Origin of the sequence: Sinorhizobium sp. 7-81, assembly GCF_030124405.1 — a bacterium.
In the GTDB taxonomy this organism is placed as follows: Bacteria; Pseudomonadota; Alphaproteobacteria; order Rhizobiales; family Rhizobiaceae; genus Sinorhizobium; species Sinorhizobium psoraleae.
In genome coordinates, this window is sequence record NZ_JASKLT010000007.1 from 250,568 (window position 1) to 272,688 (window position 22,121).

Annotated in this window: 20 protein-coding genes; 16 read left to right on the forward strand and 4 right to left on the reverse strand. The window is 63.5% G+C overall.

The window, feature by feature from the left end; translation table 11 throughout:
- The first annotated feature begins 4 nt into the window (after positions 1–4).
- The 3 genes from cobN to QN224_RS22925 are packed head-to-tail and all read left to right on the forward strand — an operon-like array spanning position 5 to position 5,382.
- A complete protein-coding gene (cobN, locus tag QN224_RS22915; protein ID WP_283978490.1) occupies positions 5–4,300 on the forward strand; it encodes a cobaltochelatase subunit CobN in 4,296 nt (1,431 codons plus the stop codon).
- Between the two features lie 12 nt (positions 4,301–4,312).
- The gene (gene cobO / locus QN224_RS22920; RefSeq protein ID WP_283978491.1) at positions 4,313–4,957 is read left to right on the forward strand and encodes a cob(I)yrinic acid a,c-diamide adenosyltransferase; all 645 of its coding nucleotides are present in this window, start codon (positions 4,313–4,315) and stop codon (positions 4,955–4,957) included.
- Positions 4,957–5,382, forward strand: a complete 426-nt coding sequence (locus QN224_RS22925) for an EamA family transporter (protein WP_283978492.1) — start codon at positions 4,957–4,959, stop codon at positions 5,380–5,382. Before cobO ends, QN224_RS22925 begins: the two co-directional genes overlap by 1 nt.
- 85 nt (positions 5,383–5,467) lie before the next feature.
- Here QN224_RS22925 and QN224_RS22930 read toward each other — a convergent pair whose 3' ends face one another.
- From QN224_RS22930 to QN224_RS22940, 3 genes are all read right to left on the reverse strand, one after another.
- Positions 5,468–6,145: an isoprenylcysteine carboxylmethyltransferase family protein gene (locus QN224_RS22930; protein ID WP_283978493.1), complete on the reverse strand. Its 678-nt coding sequence runs from the start codon at positions 6,143–6,145 to the stop codon at positions 5,468–5,470.
- On the reverse strand, positions 6,145–6,957 hold the full coding sequence (locus tag QN224_RS22935; RefSeq protein WP_283978494.1) for a sterol desaturase family protein: 813 nt from the start codon (positions 6,955–6,957) through the stop codon (positions 6,145–6,147). Before QN224_RS22935 ends, QN224_RS22930 begins: the two co-directional genes overlap by 1 nt.
- A 383-nt stretch (positions 6,958–7,340) precedes the next feature.
- Positions 7,341–8,126: a TSUP family transporter gene (locus QN224_RS22940; RefSeq protein ID WP_283978495.1), complete on the reverse strand. Its 786-nt coding sequence runs from the start codon at positions 8,124–8,126 to the stop codon at positions 7,341–7,343.
- A gap of 420 nt (positions 8,127–8,546) precedes the next feature.
- Here QN224_RS22940 and QN224_RS22945 point away from each other — a divergent pair, with 420 nt between their 5' ends.
- The 6 genes from QN224_RS22945 to QN224_RS22970 all read left to right on the forward strand — a co-directional run bounded on the left by QN224_RS22945 (position 8,547) and on the right by QN224_RS22970 (position 14,064).
- Entirely contained in the window at positions 8,547–9,008 is a 462-nt protein-coding gene (locus QN224_RS22945; protein WP_283978496.1) for a cobalamin biosynthesis protein, read from the forward strand.
- 136 nt (positions 9,009–9,144) lie between these two features.
- A complete protein-coding gene (cobA, locus tag QN224_RS22950; protein ID WP_283978497.1) occupies positions 9,145–9,987 on the forward strand; it encodes a uroporphyrinogen-III C-methyltransferase in 843 nt (280 codons plus the stop codon).
- Complete coding sequence (locus QN224_RS22955) at positions 9,984–11,288, forward strand: cobyrinate a,c-diamide synthase (RefSeq protein WP_283978498.1); 1,305 nt, start codon at positions 9,984–9,986, stop codon at positions 11,286–11,288. The genes cobA and QN224_RS22955 overlap by 4 nt, the downstream gene beginning before the upstream one ends.
- Entirely contained in the window at positions 11,285–12,286 is a 1,002-nt protein-coding gene (cobD, locus tag QN224_RS22960) for a threonine-phosphate decarboxylase CobD (protein WP_283978499.1), read from the forward strand. The genes QN224_RS22955 and cobD overlap by 4 nt, the downstream gene beginning before the upstream one ends.
- Positions 12,287–13,270 carry an adenosylcobinamide-phosphate synthase CbiB gene (cbiB, locus tag QN224_RS22965; protein ID WP_283978500.1) on the forward strand — a complete coding sequence of 328 codons (984 nt, stop codon included), beginning with the start codon at positions 12,287–12,289 and terminating at the stop codon, positions 13,268–13,270.
- Positions 13,271–13,311: 41 nt separating this feature from the next.
- On the forward strand, positions 13,312–14,064 hold the full coding sequence (locus tag QN224_RS22970) for a glycerophosphodiester phosphodiesterase family protein (RefSeq protein WP_283978501.1): 753 nt from the start codon (positions 13,312–13,314) through the stop codon (positions 14,062–14,064).
- Between the two features lie 32 nt (positions 14,065–14,096).
- Here the strand turns inward: QN224_RS22970 and QN224_RS22975 are convergent, their stop codons facing one another.
- Positions 14,097–14,834 (reverse strand): Crp/Fnr family transcriptional regulator, encoded by a 738-nt coding sequence (locus QN224_RS22975; protein ID WP_269284013.1) that lies wholly within the window; start codon positions 14,832–14,834, stop codon positions 14,097–14,099.
- A 250-nt stretch (positions 14,835–15,084) separates the two neighbouring features.
- Between QN224_RS22975 and hemN the strand changes: the two genes are divergently transcribed.
- The 7 genes from hemN (at position 15,085) to QN224_RS23010 (ending at position 22,112) form a co-directional block, all read left to right on the forward strand.
- Positions 15,085–16,434, forward strand: a complete 1,350-nt coding sequence (gene hemN, locus QN224_RS22980; protein WP_283978502.1) for an oxygen-independent coproporphyrinogen III oxidase — start codon at positions 15,085–15,087, stop codon at positions 16,432–16,434.
- 111 nt (positions 16,435–16,545) lie between these two features.
- Positions 16,546–16,833 (forward strand): acyl carrier protein, encoded by a 288-nt coding sequence (locus QN224_RS22985; protein ID WP_010969581.1) that lies wholly within the window; start codon positions 16,546–16,548, stop codon positions 16,831–16,833.
- A gap of 224 nt (positions 16,834–17,057) precedes the next feature.
- A complete protein-coding gene (locus QN224_RS22990) occupies positions 17,058–17,534 on the forward strand; it encodes a 3-hydroxyacyl-ACP dehydratase FabZ family protein (RefSeq protein ID WP_283978504.1) in 477 nt (158 codons plus the stop codon).
- 2 nt (positions 17,535–17,536) lie between these two features.
- The gene (locus QN224_RS22995) at positions 17,537–18,739 is read left to right on the forward strand and encodes a beta-ketoacyl-ACP synthase (protein ID WP_283978505.1); all 1,203 of its coding nucleotides are present in this window, start codon (positions 17,537–17,539) and stop codon (positions 18,737–18,739) included.
- A 13-nt stretch (positions 18,740–18,752) separates the two neighbouring features.
- Positions 18,753–20,036 carry a beta-ketoacyl-ACP synthase gene (locus tag QN224_RS23000; protein WP_283978506.1) on the forward strand — a complete coding sequence of 428 codons (1,284 nt, stop codon included), beginning with the start codon at positions 18,753–18,755 and terminating at the stop codon, positions 20,034–20,036.
- A gap of 113 nt (positions 20,037–20,149) precedes the next feature.
- Complete coding sequence (locus tag QN224_RS23005) at positions 20,150–21,178, forward strand: zinc-binding dehydrogenase (RefSeq protein WP_283978507.1); 1,029 nt, start codon at positions 20,150–20,152, stop codon at positions 21,176–21,178.
- 10 nt (positions 21,179–21,188) lie between these two features.
- On the forward strand, positions 21,189–22,112 hold the full coding sequence (locus tag QN224_RS23010) for a lipid A biosynthesis lauroyl acyltransferase (RefSeq protein ID WP_283978508.1): 924 nt from the start codon (positions 21,189–21,191) through the stop codon (positions 22,110–22,112).
- The last annotated feature ends 9 nt before the right edge of the window (positions 22,113–22,121 follow it).

A 22,121-nucleotide genomic window follows, 5' to 3' on the forward strand; every position in this document is an offset into this window, starting at 1 on the left:
GAAAATGCATCTGCTGCTCGCCCAGAAAGGCACGATCGCCGATGGCAACGAGGCGATCGATCTCGGGCAAAGCCCGGCCGACATCCTGTTCCTCTCGGCCGCCGACACCGAGCTTGCCTCGATTGCGGCGGCCCACGGACGGCGGACGGGGGCAAGAACGCTGCGCATAGCCAGCCTGATGAACCTGATGCATCCGATGTCAGTCGACACCTATGTCGACCGTACGGCGCGGCATGCGAAGCTCATCGTCGTGCGCCCGCTCGGCGGCGCCAGCTATTTCCGCTACTTGCTCGAGGCGCTGCATGCCGCCGCGGTGATGGGCAAATTCCAGATCGCGGTGCTTCCCGGCGATGACAAGCCGGATCCAGGCCTCGATCCGTTTTCGACGGTGTCGGCGGAGGACCGGGAGCGCCTCTGGGCATACTTCACCGAAGGCGGTGCTGACAATGCCGGCCTTTTTCTCGACTATGCCGAAGCGCTGATTTCCGGCCGCGAGAAGCCGCAGCCGGCGCGGCCGCTCTTGAAGGCGGGCATCTGGTGGCCGGGCGAGGGCGCGGTCGGTGTGGACCGGTGGCGCGTAATTGCTGGCTTGCCGGGAACACCCCCCTCTGTCCTGCCGGACATCTCCCCCACAAGGGGGGAGATTGACCCGCGGGCAGCCCCCGTTTCCCCCTCAAAGGTGACGCCGACTACTGGGTGGCCCTCCAACCCCCTGCCCGTGGAAGTGCAGGCGGTTGCCTCCGTGATCTTCCCCCTTGTGGGGGAGATGCCCGGCAGTGCAGAGGGGGGTATTCCCCACGCCGACGCCGTTTCCAAACCCACTGTCGCCATCTGCTTCTACCGCGCCCTCGTGCAAAGCGGCGAAACCAAGCCCGTCGAAGCCTTGATCGAGGCGCTTGCGGCTGAAGGCATGCGGGCGCTGCCGGTCTTCGTTTCGAGCCTGAAGGATCAGGTGTCGATCGGCACGCTGCAGGCGATCTTCGCTGAATCCGCTCCGGACGTGGTGATGAACGCCACCGGCTTTGCCGTCTCCGCGCCCGGTGCCGATCGTCAGCCGACGGTGCTCGAATCGACCGGCGCGCCAGTCCTGCAGGTGATCTTTTCCGGTTCCTCGCGCGCCGCCTGGGAGGCCTCGGCGCAGGGGCTGATGGCGCGTGATCTCGGCATGAACGTCGCCCTGCCGGAGGTGGACGGCCGCATTCTCTCCCGCGCCGTCTCGTTCAAGGCGGCGTCTGTCTACGACCCGGCCGTGGAAGCGAACATCGTTGGGCACGAACCGCTCTTGGATCGCGTCCGCTTTGCCGCGCGGCTTGCCGCCAATTGGGCGCGGCTGCGCCGGGCAAAGCCCGAGGCACGCCGCATTGCCATCGTCATGGCCAATTACCCGAACCGCGACGGCCGCCTCGGCAACGGCGTCGGCCTCGATACGCCGGCCGGCACCATCGAGGTGCTGAAGGGGATGGCCGCGGAAGGCTATCGCGTCGGCGACCTTCCCGAGGACGGCGATGCGCTGATACGCTTCCTCATGGCTGGGCCGACCAATGCTGCGAGCCGCGATCGCGAAATCCGCGAGGTCATTTCGCTCGATCAATACAAGGATTTCCTCGCCTCCCTTCCGAAGCAGATTCAAGACGAGGTAACGGCACGCTGGGGCGAGCCCGAAGTCGATCCCTTCTTCCTCGACGGCGCCTTCGCGCTACCGCTCGCGCGCTTCGGCGATGTTCTCGTCGGCATCCAGCCGGCACGCGGCTACAACATCGATCCGAAGGAAACCTATCATGCGCCGGACCTCGTGCCGCCGCACGGCTATCTCGCCTTTTATGCTTTCCTGCGACAGGTCGTCAAAGCCGACGCCATCATTCACATGGGCAAGCACGGCAATCTCGAATGGTTGCCGGGCAAGGCGCTGGCGCTTTCGGAGAATTGCTATCCCGAGGCGGTGTTCGGCCCGACGCCGCATCTCTATCCCTTCATCGTCAACGATCCGGGCGAGGGCACGCAGGCCAAGCGCCGCACCAGCGCCGTCATTATCGACCATCTGACGCCGCCTTTGACGAGGGCGGAATCCTACGGACCGCTCAAGGATCTGGAGGCGTTGGTCGACGAGTATTACGAGGCGGCCGGTGGCGACCCGCGGCGGCTCAGGCTCCTGAGCCGACAGATCCTCGACCTCGTCCGCGACATCGGTCTCGATCATGATGCCGGCATCGAAAAAGCCGACAGCGACGACAAGGCGCTGGAAAAGCTTGATGCCTATCTCTGCGACTTGAAGGAGATGCAGATCCGCGACGGGCTGCATATCTTCGGCGTCGCGCCGGAAGGGCGTTTGCTGACCGACCTCACCGTGGCGCTGGCGCGGGTGCCGCGTGGGTTAGGCGAGGGCGGCGACCAGAGCCTGCAGCGGGCCATTGCGTCGGACCTGGGGCTAGGCGGGTCGGCGCGAGTACCCCCCTCTGTCCTGCCGGACATCTCCCCCGCAAGGGGGGGGATCGGGGATGCGTCGGCTCTTACATCGGCGGCGCCGCAAGGTGAGGCGAGCCCAACGGCTCGGCAACGCGATGCAAGTCTCGTGGCCCGGTCATCCCAGGCGGGTCTGACGGCAGAAGGTGCAGTTGTTAGCTATAGCGTCGACCAACCGAGTATTGGCGGCAGCACCGGGGAACCGAGCGGTCGCCACCTGCCAATCTCCCCCCTTGTGGGGGAGATGCCCGGCAGGGTAGACGGAGGTGCGCCTTCGCAGCGGCAACCTTTCGATCCCCTCGACTGCGTCATGTCCACGCCGTGGACTGGCCCGAAGCCCACGCCTCTCGCCTCTCTCTCGGATGCACCCTGGCGCACCGCCGGCGATACCGTTGAGCGTATCGAACTCCTCGCTGCGAAGCTGGTGTCCGGCGAGATCGCCTGTCCCGCTGACTGGCCAGCCACCCGTGCTGTCCTTGACGGGATCGACGCGCGACTGAAGCCCTCGATCGAGGGTTCCGGTGAAGCAGAAATCAAAGGTCTGCTCACCGGGCTCGATGGGCGCTTCGTAGCACCCGGCCCCTCGGGCGCGCCGACGCGTGGGCGGCCGGACGTGCTGCCGACCGGCCGCAATTTCTATTCCGTCGACAGCCGCGCCGTGCCGACGCCGGCGGCCTATGAGCTCGGCAAGAAATCGGCCGAATTGCTCATCCGCCGCTACCTCCAGGACCATGGGGAATGGCCGTCCTCTTTCGGGCTCACCGCCTGGGGAACCTCCAACATGCGCACCGGCGGCGACGACATCGCCCAGGCGCTGGCGCTGATCGGCGCAAAGCCGGTCTGGGACATGGCCTCGCGCCGCGTCACCGGCTACGAGATCGTACCGCTGGCGGTGCTCGGTCGTCCGCGTGTCGATGTCACGCTCAGGATTTCCGGTTTCTTCCGCGACGCTTTTCCAGAACAGATCGCGCTCTTCGACAAGGCGGTGCGCGCTATCGGCGCGCTGGAAGAGGATGATGCCGACAACATGATCGCCGCGCGCATGCGTGCCGAGACGCGGCGGCTGGAAGAGAAGGGCGTCGATCCGAAGGAAGCGGCGCGCCGCGCCTCCTATCGCGTCTTCGGCGCCAAGCCGGGTGCTTACGGGGCCGGCCTGCAGGCTCTGATTGACGAGAAGGGCTGGGACAAGCGCGCCGATCTCGCCGATGCCTATCTCACCTGGGGCGGCTATGCCTATGGCGCCGGCGAGGACGGCAAGGCCGAGCGCGGGCTTTTTGAGGAACGGCTACGGTCGATCGAGGCCGTCGTGCAGAACCAGGACAACCGTGAGCACGACCTGCTCGACAGCGACGACTACTATCAGTTCGAGGGCGGCATGAGTGCTGCGGCGGAGCACCTTAGCGGTCAGCGCCGGGCGATCTATCACAACGATCATTCGCGCCCGGAAAAGCCGGTGATCCGCTCGCTGGAAGAGGAGATCGGCCGCGTCGTACGCGCCCGTGTGGTCAACCCGAAATGGATCGATGGCGTCATGCGCCACGGCTATAAGGGCGCCTTCGAGATCGCCGCTACGGTCGATTACATGTTCGCTTTCGCCGCGACCACCGGCGCCGTACGCGACCACCATTTCGAGGCCGCCTACCGGGCCTTCATTGCCGACGAAAAGGTCCTTGCCTTCCTGCAGGAAAAGAACCCGGCTGCGCTTGCCGAGATGGCGGAGCGTTTCCTGGAAACGATCGATCGCGGCCTGTGGAATCCGCGCTCCAACTCGGCGCGCTTTGACCTGAACAGCCTGTCCGCAGAGGCTGCCGTCCGTCGGCTGCGTACCGGAAACGAATAGGGAGAGATCACGATGAGCGACGAAACGGTAAATAGCGGCGAAGTTGCGCCGGAAAAGGACGAAGCCCGCCACGCCATGAAAATGGCGAAGAAGAAGACCGCCCGCGAGAAGATCATGGCGACGAAGACGGACGAAAAGGGTCTGATCATCGTCCACACCGGCAAGGGCAAGGGCAAGTCGACCGCCGGATTCGGCATGATCTTCCGCCACATCGCCCACGGCATGCCCTGCGCCGTCGTGCAGTTCATCAAGGGCGCCATGCACACCGGCGAACGCGACCTCATCGAGAAGCATTTCAGTGATCTCTGCCAGTTTTACACGCTCGGCGAAGGCTTTACCTGGGAAACGCAGGACCGCGCCCGCGACGTGGCCATGGCTGAGAAGGCCTGGGAAAAGGCCAAGGAACTGATCCGCGACGAGCGCAATTCCATGGTTCTGCTCGATGAGATCAACATCGCGCTGCGCTATGATTACATCGACGTCGCCGACGTCGTGCGCTTCCTCAAGGAAGAAAAGCCGCACATGACGCATGTGGTCCTGACCGGCCGCAACGCCAAGGAAGACCTGATCGAGATTGCCGATCTGGTAACCGAGATGGAACTCGTCAAACATCCCTTCCGCTCCGGCATCAAGGCGCAGAAGGGTGTCGAATTCTGATGGCACAAAGCTGGCAGTTGTGGGCGTTGCTTTCAGCCGCGTTCGCGGCGCTCACTGCCATCTTCGCGAAGGTCGGTGTCGCGAATGTCAATTCCGACTTCGCGACACTTGTCCGCACGGTCGTGATCCTCGTGGTGCTCGTCGGCATCGTCGCCGCGACCGGGCAATGGCAAAAGCCTGCGGAGATTCCGGGGCGCACATGGTTGTTTCTCGCCCTTTCCGGCCTTGCCACCGGCGCCTCCTGGCTTGCTTATTTCCGCGCCCTGAAACTCGGCGATGCCGCTCGCGTCGCCCCGATCGACAAGCTCTCGATCGTCTTCGTCGCCATGTTCGGCGTACTTTTCCTCGGCGAGAAGCTCAACCCGATGAACTGGCTCGGCGTCGGCCTGATTGCCGCCGGCGCGTTGCTGCTCGCGGTATTCTAACGCCCCGCGTTTAATCAGACGCGAGCTGTATCACTTTGGATTACTGTATGATTTTGGCCATCCTCGCCTCGGGTTGGGACCGTCGTCACCCTCGTTCCGTTCCCGGGATCGGTCTCGACAGTCGCGGAATGAGCATCGGCACCCTGCTGGCATAATCGGGATAATCGGAAAAGGTAGCCCGCAACACGCGTTCTTCATTGAACATTCGCCGGAATTGGAAGGCGAAGTGGGCCGCGCCAACCACGAATGCCGCAAGCGACCAGTTGGCGATCAGAAAACCCACAGCACTGACGGCTTCGGCGGCATAGAGCGGATGCCGAACGATCGCGTAGGGGCCGCCAGTGACCAATTCTCGCGCGGTCGCCATTATGGAAAATGAGCGACCAAGCCAAAACAGGCAGTAGATGGACAGCGCGAACCCGACTGCGACAAGAACAGTGGAAAAGAGCAGCAGACCTGGTCCGATCGAGCCCCCGGGTAAGACAGGGATGATCATGAGGATGAATGTGCCGGCGAGAGCACTTAGCCGCGGCTCTGCGCCTTCTGCATTTCGTCGCGACGGCAGGCGGATCAGCGTAAGACACACGACCATGCAAAGGAACAGCAGGCCCAGGGCACGCGAAGTAAAAGCCAGCCCCCAATAATCGGTGGTCTCGCGATGATCGATCATCACCATGATCGCCGCACCCTGTTGGACGGCAAAGAAAAAGAAAACGACAATGATCAAACCCTTGCCGATCAGGTCTTCGAGCCTGTCGCTCATCAGCGTGTTTTCTCCGAGATTTGCGCCTCAGATGTCGATGCTCGGTGTGTTTGCATCTTGATCGGATAGGCGAGTTGCTGGTGATAAAGTGGCGGTACCGGCTCATCGGTGCCATAGGCAGTCGGCGTTCGCGAGGGCATGTAGAGGGTGCCCGCCAACACGTCGATGAATGACAACTGCCCCGCGAAATTCTTGTCAAATGCCTGGCGCTCGTTCGCATGGTGCCAGTGGTGGAACTGCGGCGAGGCGAACAGCCATTTGAACGGGCCGAGACTGATCCGCGTGTTTGAATGGATCAACAGCGATTGCGCTTGGTAGAGGAGGGCATAGATCGCGACCGCGGAGTCCGAGAATCCAAGCGCAAATATCGGCAAAAGCGATGCCGTCATCGTCGCGATCTGGTCTACCGGATGGACGCGATGTGCGGCAAGCCAGTCCATTTCCTCAATGCTGTGGTGGATCGCGTGGAACTTCCACAGCAAGGGAACGGCGTGGAAAGCTCGGTGCGCGAGGTAAAATCCCAAGTCGGCGATCAGGATCACCTCGATCGCCTGGAGCCAGATCGGTTGCGCTTGCACATAGGCCGGCAGGCCTTCTTCCGGAACCATCACCCGTATGGCGATCATCAGCGAGCCGACGACAAGGAGCAAACCGAGTTTGATCAGGATTCCGTTGAAGAAGAGGTAGATCACGTCGTTGAGCCAGTGCCTGCGGAGCACCTTCTGTTCCGGATGAAGCGGAAGCAGTCGCTCCAGAGGAATGAAAATCAGCGCGATGATCAGGATCGACTTCAGGCCTAGCAATTCCATCATCGCGGATGACCCTGAGCTTGTCTCAAGTTGTGTGCAGAGAAAGAATTCGAGAACAGAAGAACCGCCGCGATCGAGACATAGGCGTCCACGACGTGGTGCCAGCCGAAGTACGCTGAACTAGCGAGCATCAGTGCCGCAGAGGCGAGAAGCCCTGCGGTCCGGCGAACGCGGAGGAGAAAAAGCACGTCAGGGGTGGCGCCAGCCGCAGCAATGCTGGGCATCACGCAACCCCCGGCAAAGTAGCTCGCCCCAGCCTCGGTCATCGTTTTGAGTCCCCACTCGAAGGCAATAGAACCACGGCCGGCGAATCGCGGCAAGCTCAGCCTTTCGGATTAGTTAACTGCTCGAGTGGTAGCGGAGGTCGGCGGGTCTGGAGGGCGACCTCAAATGCCGAGGCAGATCCGTAGCGGATGCGCCGGGTCGGCGAGCAGCCGAATCGCCAACGCGATCGAGGTGATGACGAGCAGCGGCTTGATGATCTTCGCGCCCTTCGCCATCGCGAAGCGCGAGCCGACCTGGGCGCCGAGGAACTGACCGGCGCCCATCGTCAGGCCGACCTTCCAGAGCACCACGCCATAGGCAAGGAAAACGAAAAAGGCGCCAAGATTGGAGCCAAAGTTCAGGAACTTCGTGTGGGCCGTCGCTTTGATGATACCGAAGCCGCCGAGCGTGACGAAGCCAAGCATGAAGAAGGACCCGGTGCCGGGACCGAAGACGCCGTCATAAAAGCCGATGAGCGGTACGAAGCTGAGGGTGAAGGTGAGTTTCGAGGTACGGTGGTGCCTTTCGACCTCGCCGATGTTGGGCTTGCAACCGAAATAGACGGCGATGGCGATGAGCAGAAAGGGCAGAACGGCCTTGAGCGCGTCGGCGGGAACGACCGTCGCGAGCAGCGCGCCGAGGACAGAGCCGAGCGCCGCCATTGCGGCCATCGGCAGCTGCTCTTTCAGGCTCACATGGCCATATCGCGCATAGGCGAGGCTTGCGGAACCCGAACCGAAGAGCGATTGCAGCTTGTTGGTGCCGAGCGTTTCGAGCGGCGGAATGCCCGCGATCAGCATGGCGGGAATGGTGATCATCCCCCCGCCGCCGGCGATCGAATCGATGAATCCCGCAATGAAGGCGGCAGCGAAGAGGAAGAGCAGGATGTGAAGGGCGAGATCGTGCACGGAAAGCTCGGGAAGCGGAGTGGCAGCGGAGTTGTTTCCGCCTTGTGTCAGAGCTGGCGGGGAAATGCAAAGGGTGAGGGTGTCCGTCGCCTCAGGCAGACGCAGAGTCTTCCGCGCCGATTACGACACGTGGATGGCGCAATCCGGTTTGACCGGCCGGATGGGCTCCGGTAAAAATGACAATCATGCGACGGCGTCCGTTTCGAGCGGACTGTAAGAGCGTCCGGTGCGGCCGACCCATGCAGGGGGCCTGATCCGGTGCTGTCCAGACCGGTGCGGGTATCTGCCCAGGCCGGCGCTTCGTATGGAACGCCGACCGCTGCATGCATTCCCGGATGGCTCGGGAAGCCGTGCAGCAAATCAAGGAGCAGCTTGCGTATCGAGGCGGATGCGCGGCGCTGCAGGGGAGCCGCACAGCAGATGCCTTCGGTCAATGGACCAACCGTCACCACCACCAAGCTTGTCCTTGGCCTCGGCTGCGAGCGGAACACCGCGCCTGAGGAAGTGATCGCGCTTGCCGAACGGGCGCTTGCCGAAGTCGGTGCCGGCAAGGAAGAGATTGAGCTTGTCGCCTCGCTCGATGCCCGCGCCGATGAGGCGGCGATCCATGCCGCCGGCCGTCATTTTTCCGTGCCCGTGCGCTTCTTCGACGCCGCGACGCTGGAGGCGGAGGCGGCGCGATTGCAGAATCCCTCGGAGATCGTTTTTGCCCATACCGGCTGCCACGGCGTGGCGGAAGGCGCGGCACTTGCCGGAGCAGGTCTGGATGCAATTCTGATCGTGCCGAAAATCCGTTCGGCCCGCGCGACGGCGGCCATCGCCGGTCCCGCGCGTGTTGCCGGCAGGATTGCCATCCGGACGAAGCGCGCGGGGGCCACCTGATGGCGTTGTCCAGTGATCTGCGGGTGCCATTTGATGAGCAGATTCAATGCTCTGTCGTCGATTTCTATGAAAATAAATTACCTGCCTCGCGGGTTGAATCAGGTCTGCAGTCCCGCAGAACCTCAAGGATTATGCAATGACGGATGCACTTTTCGCCGGCCTGCCCGAACTCGAACCCGGTTCCGTCTGGCTGGTCGGCGCCGGCCCGGGTGACCCTGGCCTTCTGACGCTGCACGCCGCCAATGCCCTGTGCCAGGCCGACGTTATCGTCCATGATGCGCTGGTGAACGGCGATTGCCTGAAGCTCGCGAAGCCCGGCGCAACGCTCGAATTTGCCGGAAAACGCGGCGGCAAACCCTCGCCAAAGCAACGCGACATCTCGCTGCGCCTCGTCGAACTGGCGCGCGCCGGAAACCGCGTGCTCCGCCTCAAGGGCGGCGATCCCTTCGTCTTCGGCCGTGGCGGCGAGGAAGCATTGACGCTCGTCGAGCACGGCATACCGTTCCGCATCGTTCCGGGCATCACCGCCGGTATCGGCGGTCTTGCCTATGCCGGCATTCCGGTGACGCACCGCGAGGTCAATCATGCGGTCACATTCCTGACCGGGCACGATTCCTCCGGCGTCGTTCCGGACCGGATCAATTGGGAAGGCATCGCCAAGGGCTCGCCGGTGATCGTCATGTACATGGCGATGAAGCATATCGGCCAGATCGCAGCCAATCTCATCGCCGGCGGTCGCTCGCCGGAGGAGCCGGTGGCCTTCGTCTGCAATGCCGCGACGCCCGATCAGGTGGTGCTGGAGACCACGCTTTCGCGCGCCGAAGCCGATGTCGCGGCCTCCGGCCTCGAGCCACCGGCAATCGTCGTTGTCGGCGAGGTCGTCCGCCTGCGCGCGGCTCTCGACTGGCTGGGGGCACGTGATGGCCGCGTGCTCGCGACCGATCCCTTCGCGAACCGCGTTCTCCGGGATCGCGCATGAGCGGTCTCTTGATTGCTGCCCCGAGCTCCGGGTCGGGCAAGACGACGGTGACGCTCGGGCTGATGCGGGCGTTGAGGCGGCGCGGCATCGCCATTGCGCCCGGCAAGGCAGGGCCCGACTATATCGATCCCGCCTTCCACACCGCGGCAAGCAGTGAACCCTGTCTCAATTATGATCCCTGGGCGATGCGCCCCGAATTGCTTGTCGCCAATGCTGCGCAGGCGGCCGCCGACGGGCGTAGGCTTGTCGTCGAGGCGATGATGGGTCTTCACGATGGCGCCGCCGACGGCACCGGGGCGCCGGCGGACCTTGCCGCGACGCTCGGCCTTGCCGTGATCCTGGTCGTCGATTGCGCCCGTCTGTCCCATTCGGTCGCGGCGCTGGTTCGCGGTTACGCGGACTACCGCGACGATATCGGCGTCGTCGGCGTCATCCTAAACAAGGTCGGCAGCGATCGCCACGAGATGATGCTGCGCGATGCGCTCGAGCGTGCCGGCGTGTCGATCTTCGGCGTGCTTCGGCATGAGGGCACGCTGAAACTGCCGGAGCGTCACCTGGGCTTGGTGCAGGCGGGCGAGCACGGGGGTCTGGAGCCGTTCATCGATCATGCCGCGGATCTCATCGAGACCAATTGCGATCTCGATGCCATTCTGCGCGCCGCAGCACCCCCGCCGCCACAGCCGGTGAAAGCCGAAACCACGACGCTGAAACCGCTCGGCCAGCGAATCGCCATCGCCCGTGATGTGGCTTTCGCCTTCTACTACGCGCATCTCGTTTCCGGTTGGCGCGGGCAGGGCGCGGAAATTTCCTTCTTCTCGCCGCTTCAGGACGAAGCGCCCCAGAGCGGCGCCGATGCCATCTATCTGCCCGGCGGCTATCCCGAACTGCACGCCGAAAAACTGGCCGGGGCGACGCGGTTCCGCAAGGCCACGCGGGACGCGGCGGAGGCAGGCGCGCGCATCTTCGGGGAGTGCGGCGGCTACATGACCCTCGGCGAGGGGCTTGTCGCAGCGGATGGCAGGCGTTACGAAATGCTCGGCCTCTTGCCGCTGGTGACCAGCTTTGCAGAGCGCAAGCGGCATCTTGGATACCGGCGCGTCGCGCCGCTCGACAACGCATTTTTCGATGGACCGATGACGGCGCACGAATTCCATTATGCGACGATTGTCTCCGAAGGGGCGGCAGAACCGCTCTTCGCGGTCCGTGATGCCGCGGGTGTCGATCTCGGCCATGCTGGCCTCCGGCGCGGTAATGTCGCCGGCTCCTTCATGCATCTCATCGATCTCGCGGACAGGCGATGACCGCTCCCATCCTTCATGGCGGCGGGATCACCGAGGCCGCCGCGCGTTTCGGTGGAACGCCGGGCGACTGGCTCGATCTTTCGACCGGCATCAACCCGTGCCCGGTTTCTCTGCCGGAGATCGACCCGCACATCTGGCATCGCCTGCCGGACCGCTATGTCGAAGAGGCAGCGCGACTGGCTGCGAGCCGCTATTACCGAACCGGCGATATCATGCCCCTGCCGGTGCCCGGGACCCAGGCGGCAATCCAGTTGCTGCCGCGACTGGTGGGGACGAGCAAGCGCGCCGCCGTATTCGCGCCGACTTATGGCGAATATGCCCGCGTGCTCGCAGTCGCCGGCATAGCGGTCGACTCCGTGGAGCGCGCTGACGATCTCACTGCGGCGCATCGCCTTGCCGTGGTCGTCAATCCCAACAATCCGACTGGGCGGCTCTTCCTGCCGGAGGAAATTCTTGGGATGGCCGAGGCCATGAAAGCGCATGGGGGCCTGCTCGTGGTCGACGAAGCCTTCGGCGATCTTGAGCCGGATGCGAGCGTCGCCCGATACGCCGCCGCTTTCGACAACCTCATCGTCTTCCGCTCCTTCGGCAAGTTTTTCGGCCTCGCAGGCCTGAGGCTCGGCTTCGTCGCTGCCGGCGCTCCCGTGCTTAGGGCGTTCGGCGAATGGCTCGGTCCCTGGGCGGTTTCCGGCCCGGCGCTTGCCATTTCCGCGAAACTCATGGAAGGCGACACCGATGCGATTGCGAGAGGCATTCTCGCGCGCAAGGCCGGACTGGACGCGGTGCTCCGCACGGCCGGTCTGAAGATCGCGGGCGGTACGGGGCTTTTCACCCTAATCGAAAATAAGCGCGCCTACGAGCTTCATACCGCGCTCTGCGAAGTGCACGTTCTGACCCGCAGGTTCGACTACAACCCGCACTGGCTCAGGATCGGACTCACCCCGGACGAAAACGGTGATCGGCGCCTCGCCGATGCCTTGCAGCGGACAGGTGTGTAAATGACGGCTGAAATTTTCCTCATCCTCATCGTTGCGCTGATAATCGACCGTCTCGTCGGCGATCCCGACTGGCTCTGGTCGCGCGTGACGCATCCGGTCGTTTTTTTCGGCAAGGCGATCGGGCTTTTCGATCGGGCGCTCAACCGCGGCAGTGCGGGAGCGGGCGCCCTGAAAATGCGGGGCTTGGCGACGATCCTGCTCCCGCTGATGGCGAGCATCGTAGTCGGCGTCGTTCTTAACCGCCTGTTCGGTGCACTGGGTGCCATTGGCTTCCTGCTGGAAGCGTTCCTCGTTGCGGTCTTTCTCGCCCAGAAGAGCCTCGGCGAACATGTCATGCGCGTGGCGGAAGGTCTGCGTCGCGATGGGCTGGAAGGCGGCAGGACGGCGGTGTCGATGATCGTCGGTCGTGATCCGAAGACGCTCGACGAGCCCGGCGTCTGCCGGGCAGCGATCGAGAGCCTTGCTGAAAACTTCTCCGACGGCGTCGTGGCGCCCGCCCTATGGTACGCAGTCGCCGGGCTTCCGGGTCTGTTCGCCTACAAGATGCTGAACACGGCGGATTCGATGATCGGCCACAAGAGCCCGAAATATCTGCATTTTGGCTGGGCTTCCGCACGGCTGGACGACCTTGCCAACTGGCCTGCCGCGCGGCTTTCGATCCTGCTCGTTGCGGCCGGCGCGCGCCTCTATCGCGGCATCGAGGCGGCGCGCAACGCCATCTCCGTTGCCTTGCGCGACCATGGCCTCCATCGCTCGCCGAATTCCGGATGGCCCGAGGCGGCAATGGCGGGTGCACTCGACATCCAGTTGGCTGGGCCGCGGACCTATGGCGGCGTGAGGGTCGACGAGCCGATGATCAACGAACCCGGAAGAGCGGTCGCGATCCCGGAGGATATCGATGCCGCGGTTTCCGTCTTCTACGGAGCCTGCTCGGCCATGACACTGGCTTTTGCCGCCGCAGCGCTGGTAGCATTGCTGTTCTGAATTTCTTCTGTTTTGTCTGATCCCCGCTTATATCAGATGTGATGACCTCATTGTGGACCGAGCAATGCAAACGCCAGCCGCTCATCATCGCCCATCGCGCCGGTGCGGCTCTCGCCACTGAAAATACTGTCGGAGCTCTCAAAGCGGCAGCGGCGGCCGGCGCCGATGCCATCGAGACCGATGTCCGCCGGACAAGTGATGGAGCCCTTGTCTGCATGCACGATGCCGATCTTCGGCGGCTGTGCGGTGACACGCGTGCCGTGGCCGAGATCGATCTAGCAACACTCCGCAGCCTGCTGCCGGCGGTAATGACATTAAGCGATGCCCTGGCTGCCTCTCATCCGTTTGGTCTTCTGCTCGACGTCAAGCTGACGGAGGAACGGCATCTTTCGCAAATCATCGGCGAAATCGCGTTCATGGACGCGGTCGAGCGAACTCTGCTTGGATTGCGTGACATCGGACTTATCGGTGCCGCGCAGGACATCATGGCGGATATCGCTGTTCTTGCTTTCCTGGAACAGCCAGATTCCGCACCAGAGGCGCGGCGAGCGGGCGCAAGCTGGTTCAGGCTGTGGCAGGGCGATGCGACCGCCGAACGTGCTACCGCCGTGCGTAACGCCGGCATGCGCCTTGCCGTGATGGTTGGTCAGCCGCGGATGGTCCCTCGTGCCGAGTACCCGCCGTTTCCCGTCGGCTTGGTCGATCGGGAAGGGCTTGAACGGCTACGACAGATCGCACCGGACGCGATCCTTCTCGACGATCCGCGCTTGGCCGTGGAAGGTATCTTCAAATAGAGCTTCGATTCGCGGTCCAACGCGCCGTGCTGTTAATCCATACCGGCGAAGCGCATCAGTCGGTCGACGTCGGGCACTATGACCCGCCGGCTGTTCTCGACGCGGATCACGCCGTCCTTGCGCAGCTTGGTGATCTGGCGGCTTACCGTTTCGATGGTGAGACCGAGGTAGTCTGCGATATCGGCGCGCGATAGCGGCAGGTCGAACTCGGTTGCATTGCCATGCTCCGGATCGATGTGAGTGGCGATGAGGTAGAGGAAGCTCGCGACCTTTTCCTGCGCGGTCTTGCGGCCGAGCGTCAGCATCCAGTCGCGTGCTTCGTCGAGCTCCTTCAGAGCCTGCTCGTGCAGCCGATGTTCCAGCCCCGGCGCTTCCGCGACCAGCCGCTCGACGACGGCGCGCGGGAAGGCGCAGATATCGATGCCGGTTGCCGCTTCCGCGCTCAGTGCGCTCTCGCGAGTGAAGGCCCTGCCCATGAAGTCGGGTGCGAACTGCAGGCCGACGATCTGCTGGCGACCGTCGGAGAGCATCTTGCTGAGCTTCACCACGCCGCGAATGATGTTCGCATAATTGTTGGTCGCTTCGCCCTGGCCGACCATCTCGCTGCCCGGATCGATGCGTCGGCGGGTCGAATGGCGGCTGAGTTCGGTGAGCTGGCTTGGCGTGAGTGTACTGCAGACGCCGCCGTGGCGCGCCTCGCATGCAGCGCAGACGACCGGGATGTCCGAATTATGGATGTCCTTGCGGCTATGTTCGCTGACGATTTGCAATTCTTCCGTGCCCCACTGTGTAACAGCGTCCTTTGCGTTTCTGATAAGACGCGCGGCGCTGAAGGAACCAAAGAGGATTGAAGTTCTCAAATCAAGAGTTGACAGGTGCCAGTTCCGGAACCGCGAAACTATGTCTCAGATGAAATTGCGAAGTGTCAATTTTTCGGAAGTTGGCGAGTATACTTGATCAAAATCAAAGGCGGCCGCGCTACTCTCGCTTATCTCTCCTTCACCCTTCTTGGAGAGAAAGATGGAAGACGCACTCGTTCTGAAATATGCGGCGGCGGTGCCGCGCTACACCAGCTACCCAACCGCGCCGCACTTCTCCGGAGAAATCGGCAACGCGGAATACGAGAGCTGGCTCGGTGCGATCGGCGAGGGCGACAGCCTGTCGCTCTACGCGCATATTCCCTATTGCGACCGCCTCTGTTGGTTCTGCGCCTGCCATACGAAGCACACGCTGCGCTACGAACCCGTGGCCGCTTATCTGGCGGGCCTCCACCAGGAGATTGAGGCTGTCGGCAACCGGGTGACGTCGGGCGCACGCGTGACCGCGCTGCATCTCGGCGGCGGTTCGCCGACACTCGTGCGGCCTGATGATCTTATCGCGCTGAAGAACCGGTTCTCGCGGCATTTTACCTTTACCGAGGATTGCGAGATCAGCGTCGAGATGGATCCGAACGATCTCGACGAGGCGCGCCACGATGCCCTGGCGGCGATCGGCATGACCCGGGCGAGCTTCGGCATCCAGGATTTCGATCCGGTCGTGCAGAAGGCCATCAATCGCATCCAGACCTACGAGCAGACGCGCGATGCGATCGAGGCGTCGCGGGCGCGCGGCGTGCGTTCCGTCAATTGCGACGTGCTCTATGGTTTGCCGCATCAAACCACGGCAACGCTCGAGCGGACCATCGAAGCCGTGCTGTCGCTTGAGCCCGATCGCGTTGCGCTGTTCGGCTATGCGCACGTGCCGTGGATGAAAAAGCATCAGCAGATGATTCCGCAGGCGAGCCTGCCGGACGTCGTCGCCCGCTATGCGCAGATGGCGCGGGCGGCTGAGATGCTCGTCGCCGCCGGCTACGAGGCGATCGGCATCGACCATTTCGCGCGACCATCTGACTCGCTCGCTGTCGCCAGCCGGGAAGGGCGGTTGCGGCGCAATTTCCAGGGTTATACGGACGACACGGCCGAAACGCTGATCGGCCTTGGCGCGTCGGCGATCGGTCAGTTCCGCGAGGGCTACGTGCAGAACATGCCGGCGACCGGGGAATATCTGCGCCAGGTGGAGCAGGGCGGCCTTGCGGCTCTTCGCGGCTACGCCCTGACGCCGGAGGATCGACTGCGGGCGCGGGTGATCGCTCTCGTGATGTGCGAGTTCGGCTTCTCCTTCGCTCGCATCGAGGCGGAATTCCCGGCGGCCGCCGCATCGGTCATCGACGAGGCACAGCTGTTCCGTGCGCGCGACACCGATGGCCTCTCGACGATCGAGGCTGGCGCCTTCAAGCTCACGGCGCGCGGGAGGCCCTTCGCCCGTTCGGTCGCCGCCGTCTTCGACGCCCATCTTTCGAACGGGCGCGGCCGGCATTCGGTCGCCGTTTAGCAACACCGTTTTTTTAATCGCCACGGCAATCACCACGGCAAAAGCCAAGAGGCATTGGCTTTTGCCGTGCATTTTTCTATAGGGATCGCCAAGACTCGATTTTCATGAGGTATGCGCGTGACAGCAACATTCGACAAGGTCGCCGATATTATTGCGGAAACCAGCGAGATCGATCGCGAGACGATCAAGCCGGAAAGCCACACGATCGATGATCTCGGCATCGACAGCCTGGACTTCCTCGACATCGTTTTTGCGATCGACAAGGAATTCGGGATCAAGATCCCGCTTGAGCAGTGGACTCAGGAAGTCAACGAAGGCAAGGTCTCGACCGAGGAATACTTCGTGCTGAAGAACCTCTGCGCGAAGATCGATGAACTTCGGGCTGCCAAAGCGGGATGAGGAAAAGTGTGAAGCGGTTTTCCGCCCGCATTCCGCTTTACTTTGTTGAAATCGATCACGTTTATGATTTTGGTTTTTCCAACCAAAATCACGTGATCTAGAGCCTGATTGACCTTCCGCTGACGCGGTTCGTTCCGTTTACCGATGCCGCCTGTCGCGTCCCGCGCTTGACAGGCGGCATCGGCGTTTTTACTTGAGCCCGAAACCAACGGGGGTCAGCCTTCATGCTCCTTGAATACTTCCAGATGATCGACCGCGTCGAAACGGTCGATCTCGCTGCGGGTCGCCTGACGGCACGATCCGTCGTTCCGGAAAAGAGCCCCGTGTTCGAGGGGCATTTTCCGGGTTATCCCCTGGTTCCAGGCGTGCTCCTGATCGAGACGATGGCGCAGGCCTCGGGCTTCCTCGTGCTTGCCGCGACGAAATTTGCGGCGATGCCCTTCCTGATGTCGGTCGACGGCGCCAAGATGCGCACCTTTGTAGAGCCTTCCACCGAGCTTGAGATCGAGGCGCTGCTGGAGCATGAAGGATCCGGCTTTGCAGTGACCAAGGCGAAGATCACCTCGGGCGGCAAGAAGGTATGCGATGCCCAACTGAAGCTGAGGACGATGCCGTTCGATCAGGTGCCGCTCGGCGATATCGTTCGAAGGCGCGCCGAGGAACTGGGACTGATGGCCGCGACGGCCGGTTTGGAGAACTGAAGATGACGAAATCCCCAAACGATGTGGTGATCACCGGCGTCGGCATCGTGACGAGCCAGGGCGTCGGTGTTGAGCCGCACGTCGCGCTCTTGAGCGCCGCCGAGCCGCCGAAGGCGCGCATAGAGACGGAACGCTTCGCCCCCTATCCGATCCACCCGCTGCCGGAGATTGACTGGTCGCAGCAGATCGCCAAACGCGGCGACCAGCGGCAGATGGAGAACTGGCAGCGCCTCGGCGTCTTCGCCGCGGGCCTCGCACTCGACGATGCGGGCCTGAAGGACAATCTCGAAGCCTGCGGCAGCATGGACATGATCGTGGCGGCCGGCGGCGGCGAGCGCGACATCAACGTCGACTCGCTGATCGTCGACGAGGGCCTGAAGCGCAACGATCGAGAGCAGCTCCTGAACGAGAAGCTGACGACGGAACTGCGTCCGACGCTCTTTCTTGCACAGCTTTCCAACCTGCTCGCCGGCAATATTTCCATCGTCCACAAGGTGACGGGCTCGTCGCGCACTTTCATGGGCGAGGAGGCGGCCGGCATTTCCGCCTTCGAAACCGCCTTCGCTCGCATCAAGGCCGGCCAGTCGAGCCACACGCTGGTCGGCGGGGCGTTTTCGGCCGAGCGCATGGACATCATCCTTCTCATCGAAGCCATCCAGGGCTGCGCACTCGGGGACTGGCACCCGATCTGGTCGCGCAAGCCGGAGGACGGCGGCGGCCTCATCCTCGGTTCGGTCGGCGCCTTCCTCGTGCTCGAATCACGGCAATATGCGGAGGCGCGGGGCGCCCGCATTTATGCCTCGATCGAGGCGATCGGTGGCGATCGCGGCAGCCGCCAGGACGGCCGGCTGGAGGCGCGTCTCTCCGATCTCGCGGCACCGGCAGCGGCCTTCGAGCCGCAGTCGACCGTCGTCTTTTCCGGCACCAGCGGCTTCCATGATCTCGCACGGCGCGAGAAGGCGTTTCTCGAAACGAAGCTCGCCCACCGGCCCGTTCGCGCCTATGGCGGTATCGTCGGACACGGCATCGAGGCGCAGTTTCCGGTGGGGCTGGCGCTCGCGGCGCTCTCCCTCGGCCACGCCGCAACGGTTCCGCCCTTCGATCCCGAGGCGGAGGCCGCGATGACGGCACCGGCCAAGACGGCGATCGTGACGACCATCGGCCACGCCCGCGGCGAAGGCATCGCCGTGCTTTCCGCGGAATAAGGGGGCTCGCACCATGAGCAAGGCATATACGGATCATCTCGGCCGCCCGATCGTCGCCGTTACCGGCATGGGCGTTATCACCTCGCTGGGCCAGGGTCTGGAAGACAACTGGGCGGCGCTTTCCGGCGGCGTTTCGGGCATCCACAAGATCACCCGTTTCCCGACCGAGGGGCTTTCGACGCGCATCAGCGGTACCGTCGATTTCATCGAACTGCCGGCGGAAAATGCGGTCGAGCGCTCCTATGCGATGGCGCGCGAAACGACGCTGGAGGCGCTGGCGCAGGCCGGTCTTTCCGGTGATTTCAACGGTCCGCTGTTCCTGGCTGCCCCGCCGATCGAGCCGGAATGGAGCGCTCGCTTCGAGCTTGCGGACCGTTCGCCGCCGTCCGAGCGGCCGGGCGACGCCTATAACCGCTTCCTTGCTGCGATGCGGCAGAAGGCGGATCCGGTGTTTCACGAGGCGGTGCTTTTCGGTTCGATCTCGGAACGCCTTGCCGACCGCTTCGGCACGCGCGGCCTGCCGGTGACGCTTTCGACGGCGTGTGCTTCCGGCGCTACGGCGATCCAGCTCGGTGTCGAGGCGATCCGCCAGGGCCGCACCGACCGCGCCTTGACGGTCGCAACGGACGGCTCGGTCAGCGCCGAGGCGCTGATCCGCTTCTCGCTGCTGTCCGCGCTCTCGACCCAGAACGACCCGCCCGAGAAGGCTTCGAAGCCCTTCACCAAGGACCGCGACGGCTTCGTCATCGCGGAAGGCGCTGCGACGCTGGTGCTGGAATCGCTGGAAGCGGCGCTTGCCCGCGGTGCCCGCGTCTACGGCATCCTCAAGGGTTGCGGCGAAAAGGCCGACCTCTTCCACCGCACGCGCTCGTCGCCGGATGGCGGCCCCGCCATCGCGACGATCCGTGCCGCGCTTGAGGACGCCGGCATCGACGAGACGGGTATCGGCTACATCAATGCCCACGGCACCTCGACGCCGGAGAACGACAAGATGGAATATCTGTCGATGTCGTCCGTCTTCGGCGAGCGCCTGCCGACGATTCCGGTTTCGTCGAACAAGTCGATGATCGGCCATACGCTGACGGCCGCAGGCGCGGTCGAGGCGGTCTTCTCGCTCCAGACGATGCTGACCGGCACGCTGCCGCCGACCATCAACTACCAGAATCCCGACCCGGCGATCGTGCTCGATGTCGTGCCGAACGCAAAGCGCAGCCAGCAGGTCACCGCCGTGCTGTCGAACTCCTTCGGTTTCGGCGGCCAGAACGCCAGCCTTGTCATGACGGCGGAGCCGGCGTAAGCCCGCGGCCCATAACGAATGGAGCGGGATGAGCAAAAGTGTGGGCGGTTTTCCGCCCGCATCCCGCGTCAAAACTTTCAGAATCGATGCCGTCTTCGGCAAAGGAAACACCCATGCGCGCCCTGCAACTGCTCGATGACCGCAAGCTTGAAATCACCGACCTTCCGAAGCCGGAAGCGCCGGGTCCCGGCGAAGTCACGCTGCGTGTCAAGGCGGTCGCGCTCAACCACATCGACGTCTGGGGATGGCGTGGCATGGCCTTTGCCAAGCGCAAGATGCCGCTGGTGATCGGCGCGGAAGCGTCCGGCGTGGTGGAGAGCATCGGCCCAGGTGTCGCCAATGTCCTGCCGGGCCAGCTCGTCTCGATCTATGGTGCACGCACCTGCGGGCTCTGCCGCCCCTGCCGCGAGGGTCGCGACAATCTCTGCGAACATGTGGGCGGCGTGCACGGCTTCCACCTCGACGGTTTCGCGCAGGAACTGGTGAACCTCCCGGCGCGCCTGCTCGTTCCGGCGCCTCCGGGCGTCGATGCCGTCGGTGCGGCGCTGGCACCCGTCACCTTCGGCACGGTCGAACACATGCTCTTCGACAACGCCAAGCTCGAACCCGGGGAAACGATCCTCGTCCATGCCGGCGGTTCCGGCATCGGCACGGCCGCGATCCAGCTTGCCAAGAAGATCGGCTGCACGGTGATCACCACTGTCGGTTCGGACGACAAGATCGAGAAGGCGAAGGCGCTCGGCGCCGATCATGTCATCAACTACCGCACCGACCGCTTCGAGGGCGTGGTGCGCAAGCTCACCAGGAAGAAGGGCGTCGACGTTGTCTTCGAACATGTCGGCAAGGACACCTGGGCAGGCTCGATGCTGTCGATGAAGCGGGGAGGGCGTCTCGTCACCTGCGGCTCGACGTCCGGCGTCTCGACTGACATGAACCTGATGATGCTCTTCCAGCAGCAGTTGAAGCTGCTCGGTTCCTTCGGCTGCCGCATGGAAAACATGGCGAACGCCATGCAGAAGATGGGTCGCGGCCTCGTGCATCCGGTGATCGATACCGAAGTCGGCTTCAACGATATCGACCGGGCGCTGGAGCGGATGGAATCGCGACAGGTCTTCGGCAAGATCATCCTTCGGATGGACTGAACACGTGCGGATGCTGATCACGAGGCTTGTGCTGGCCGCCAACCATTTTCGGCAATGGCTGATTGCGCAGTTTGTGTTCCTGCTGCTGACGGTGCTTAAGCTCTTTCCGCCGGACGCGGCGATCAACTTCATGGATCGCGTCGCCCGGTGGATCGGCCCGAAGACCGGGCGCTACAAGCTGACACTCACCAATCTGCGCAACGCCTTTCCGGAAAAGAGCGAGGCGGAGCTCGAGAAGATCGCGCTCGACAGCTGGGGCAATATGGGCCGCATGGCGGCGGAATACGTCTTCCTCGACCAGCTCTTCGATTTCGACCCTCATCGGCCGGAGCCGGGCAGGGTGGAAGTGTCAGGTATTCCGCTGTTCCTGGACTTGCGCGACGACCCGCGGCCCTTCATCGTCTTCACGGCCCACAGCGGCAATTTCGAGATGCTGCCCGTCGCGGGCTCAGCCTTCGGGCTGGACGTCACGGTTCTCTTCCGCCCGCCGAACAATCCCTACATGGCTGATAAGGTCTTCGAGTTCCGCAAGGCGCGGATGGGCAATCTCGTGCCGTCGCATGCCGGTTCTTCCTTCGCGCTTGCCCGTCAGTTGGAGCGCGGCGGCGGCGTGGGCGTTCTGGTCGATCAGAAGTTCCGCAAGGGTTTGAAGACCAAGTTCTTCGGCAGGGACGTGCAGACCAATCCGCTGCTGGCCAAACTCGTGCGCCAGTTCAACTGCGAGGTCTATCCCGCCCGCTGCATCCGTCTGCCTGGCGGTCGCTTCCGGCTGGAGCTCGAACCGGCGATCACGATTCCCCGCCGGGCCGACGGCAGCGTCGACGTCAATGCTACGGCCCAGATGCTGAACGACAAGGTAGAGAGCTGGGTGCGCGAATATCCGGGCCAATGGCTCTGGTACCACGACCGCTGGAACATCAAGCGTAGCCTCTAAAGGCGCCCC

What these genes read in the sequence shown, in the direction of transcription:
- cobN (WP_283978490.1), top strand. Translation starts at nt 5, where the DNA reads ATGCATCTGCTGCTCGCCCAGAAAGGCACGATCGCCGATGGCAACGAG.
- cobO (WP_283978491.1), top strand. Translation starts at nt 4,313, where the DNA reads ATGAGCGACGAAACGGTAAATAGCGGCGAAGTTGCGCCGGAAAAGGAC.
- QN224_RS22925 (WP_283978492.1), top strand. Translation starts at nt 4,957, where the DNA reads ATGGCACAAAGCTGGCAGTTGTGGGCGTTGCTTTCAGCCGCGTTCGCG.
- QN224_RS22930 (WP_283978493.1), bottom strand. Translation starts at nt 6,145, where the DNA reads ATGAGCGACAGGCTCGAAGACCTGATCGGCAAGGGTTTGATCATTGTC.
- QN224_RS22935 (WP_283978494.1), bottom strand. Translation starts at nt 6,957, where the DNA reads ATGATGGAATTGCTAGGCCTGAAGTCGATCCTGATCATCGCGCTGATT.
- QN224_RS22945 (WP_283978496.1), top strand. Translation starts at nt 8,547, where the DNA reads ATGCCTTCGGTCAATGGACCAACCGTCACCACCACCAAGCTTGTCCTT.
- cobA (WP_283978497.1), top strand. Translation starts at nt 9,145, where the DNA reads ATGACGGATGCACTTTTCGCCGGCCTGCCCGAACTCGAACCCGGTTCC.
- QN224_RS22955 (WP_283978498.1), top strand. Translation starts at nt 9,984, where the DNA reads ATGAGCGGTCTCTTGATTGCTGCCCCGAGCTCCGGGTCGGGCAAGACG.
- cobD (WP_283978499.1), top strand. Translation starts at nt 11,285, where the DNA reads ATGACCGCTCCCATCCTTCATGGCGGCGGGATCACCGAGGCCGCCGCG.
- cbiB (WP_283978500.1), top strand. Translation starts at nt 12,287, where the DNA reads ATGACGGCTGAAATTTTCCTCATCCTCATCGTTGCGCTGATAATCGAC.
- QN224_RS22970 (WP_283978501.1), top strand. Translation starts at nt 13,312, where the DNA reads ATGACCTCATTGTGGACCGAGCAATGCAAACGCCAGCCGCTCATCATC.
- hemN (WP_283978502.1), top strand. Translation starts at nt 15,085, where the DNA reads ATGGAAGACGCACTCGTTCTGAAATATGCGGCGGCGGTGCCGCGCTAC.
- QN224_RS22985 (WP_010969581.1), top strand. Translation starts at nt 16,546, where the DNA reads ATGCGCGTGACAGCAACATTCGACAAGGTCGCCGATATTATTGCGGAA.
- QN224_RS22990 (WP_283978504.1), top strand. Translation starts at nt 17,058, where the DNA reads ATGCTCCTTGAATACTTCCAGATGATCGACCGCGTCGAAACGGTCGAT.
- QN224_RS22995 (WP_283978505.1), top strand. Translation starts at nt 17,537, where the DNA reads ATGACGAAATCCCCAAACGATGTGGTGATCACCGGCGTCGGCATCGTG.
- QN224_RS23000 (WP_283978506.1), top strand. Translation starts at nt 18,753, where the DNA reads ATGAGCAAGGCATATACGGATCATCTCGGCCGCCCGATCGTCGCCGTT.
- QN224_RS23005 (WP_283978507.1), top strand. Translation starts at nt 20,150, where the DNA reads ATGCGCGCCCTGCAACTGCTCGATGACCGCAAGCTTGAAATCACCGAC.
- QN224_RS23010 (WP_283978508.1), top strand. Translation starts at nt 21,189, where the DNA reads ATGCTGATCACGAGGCTTGTGCTGGCCGCCAACCATTTTCGGCAATGG.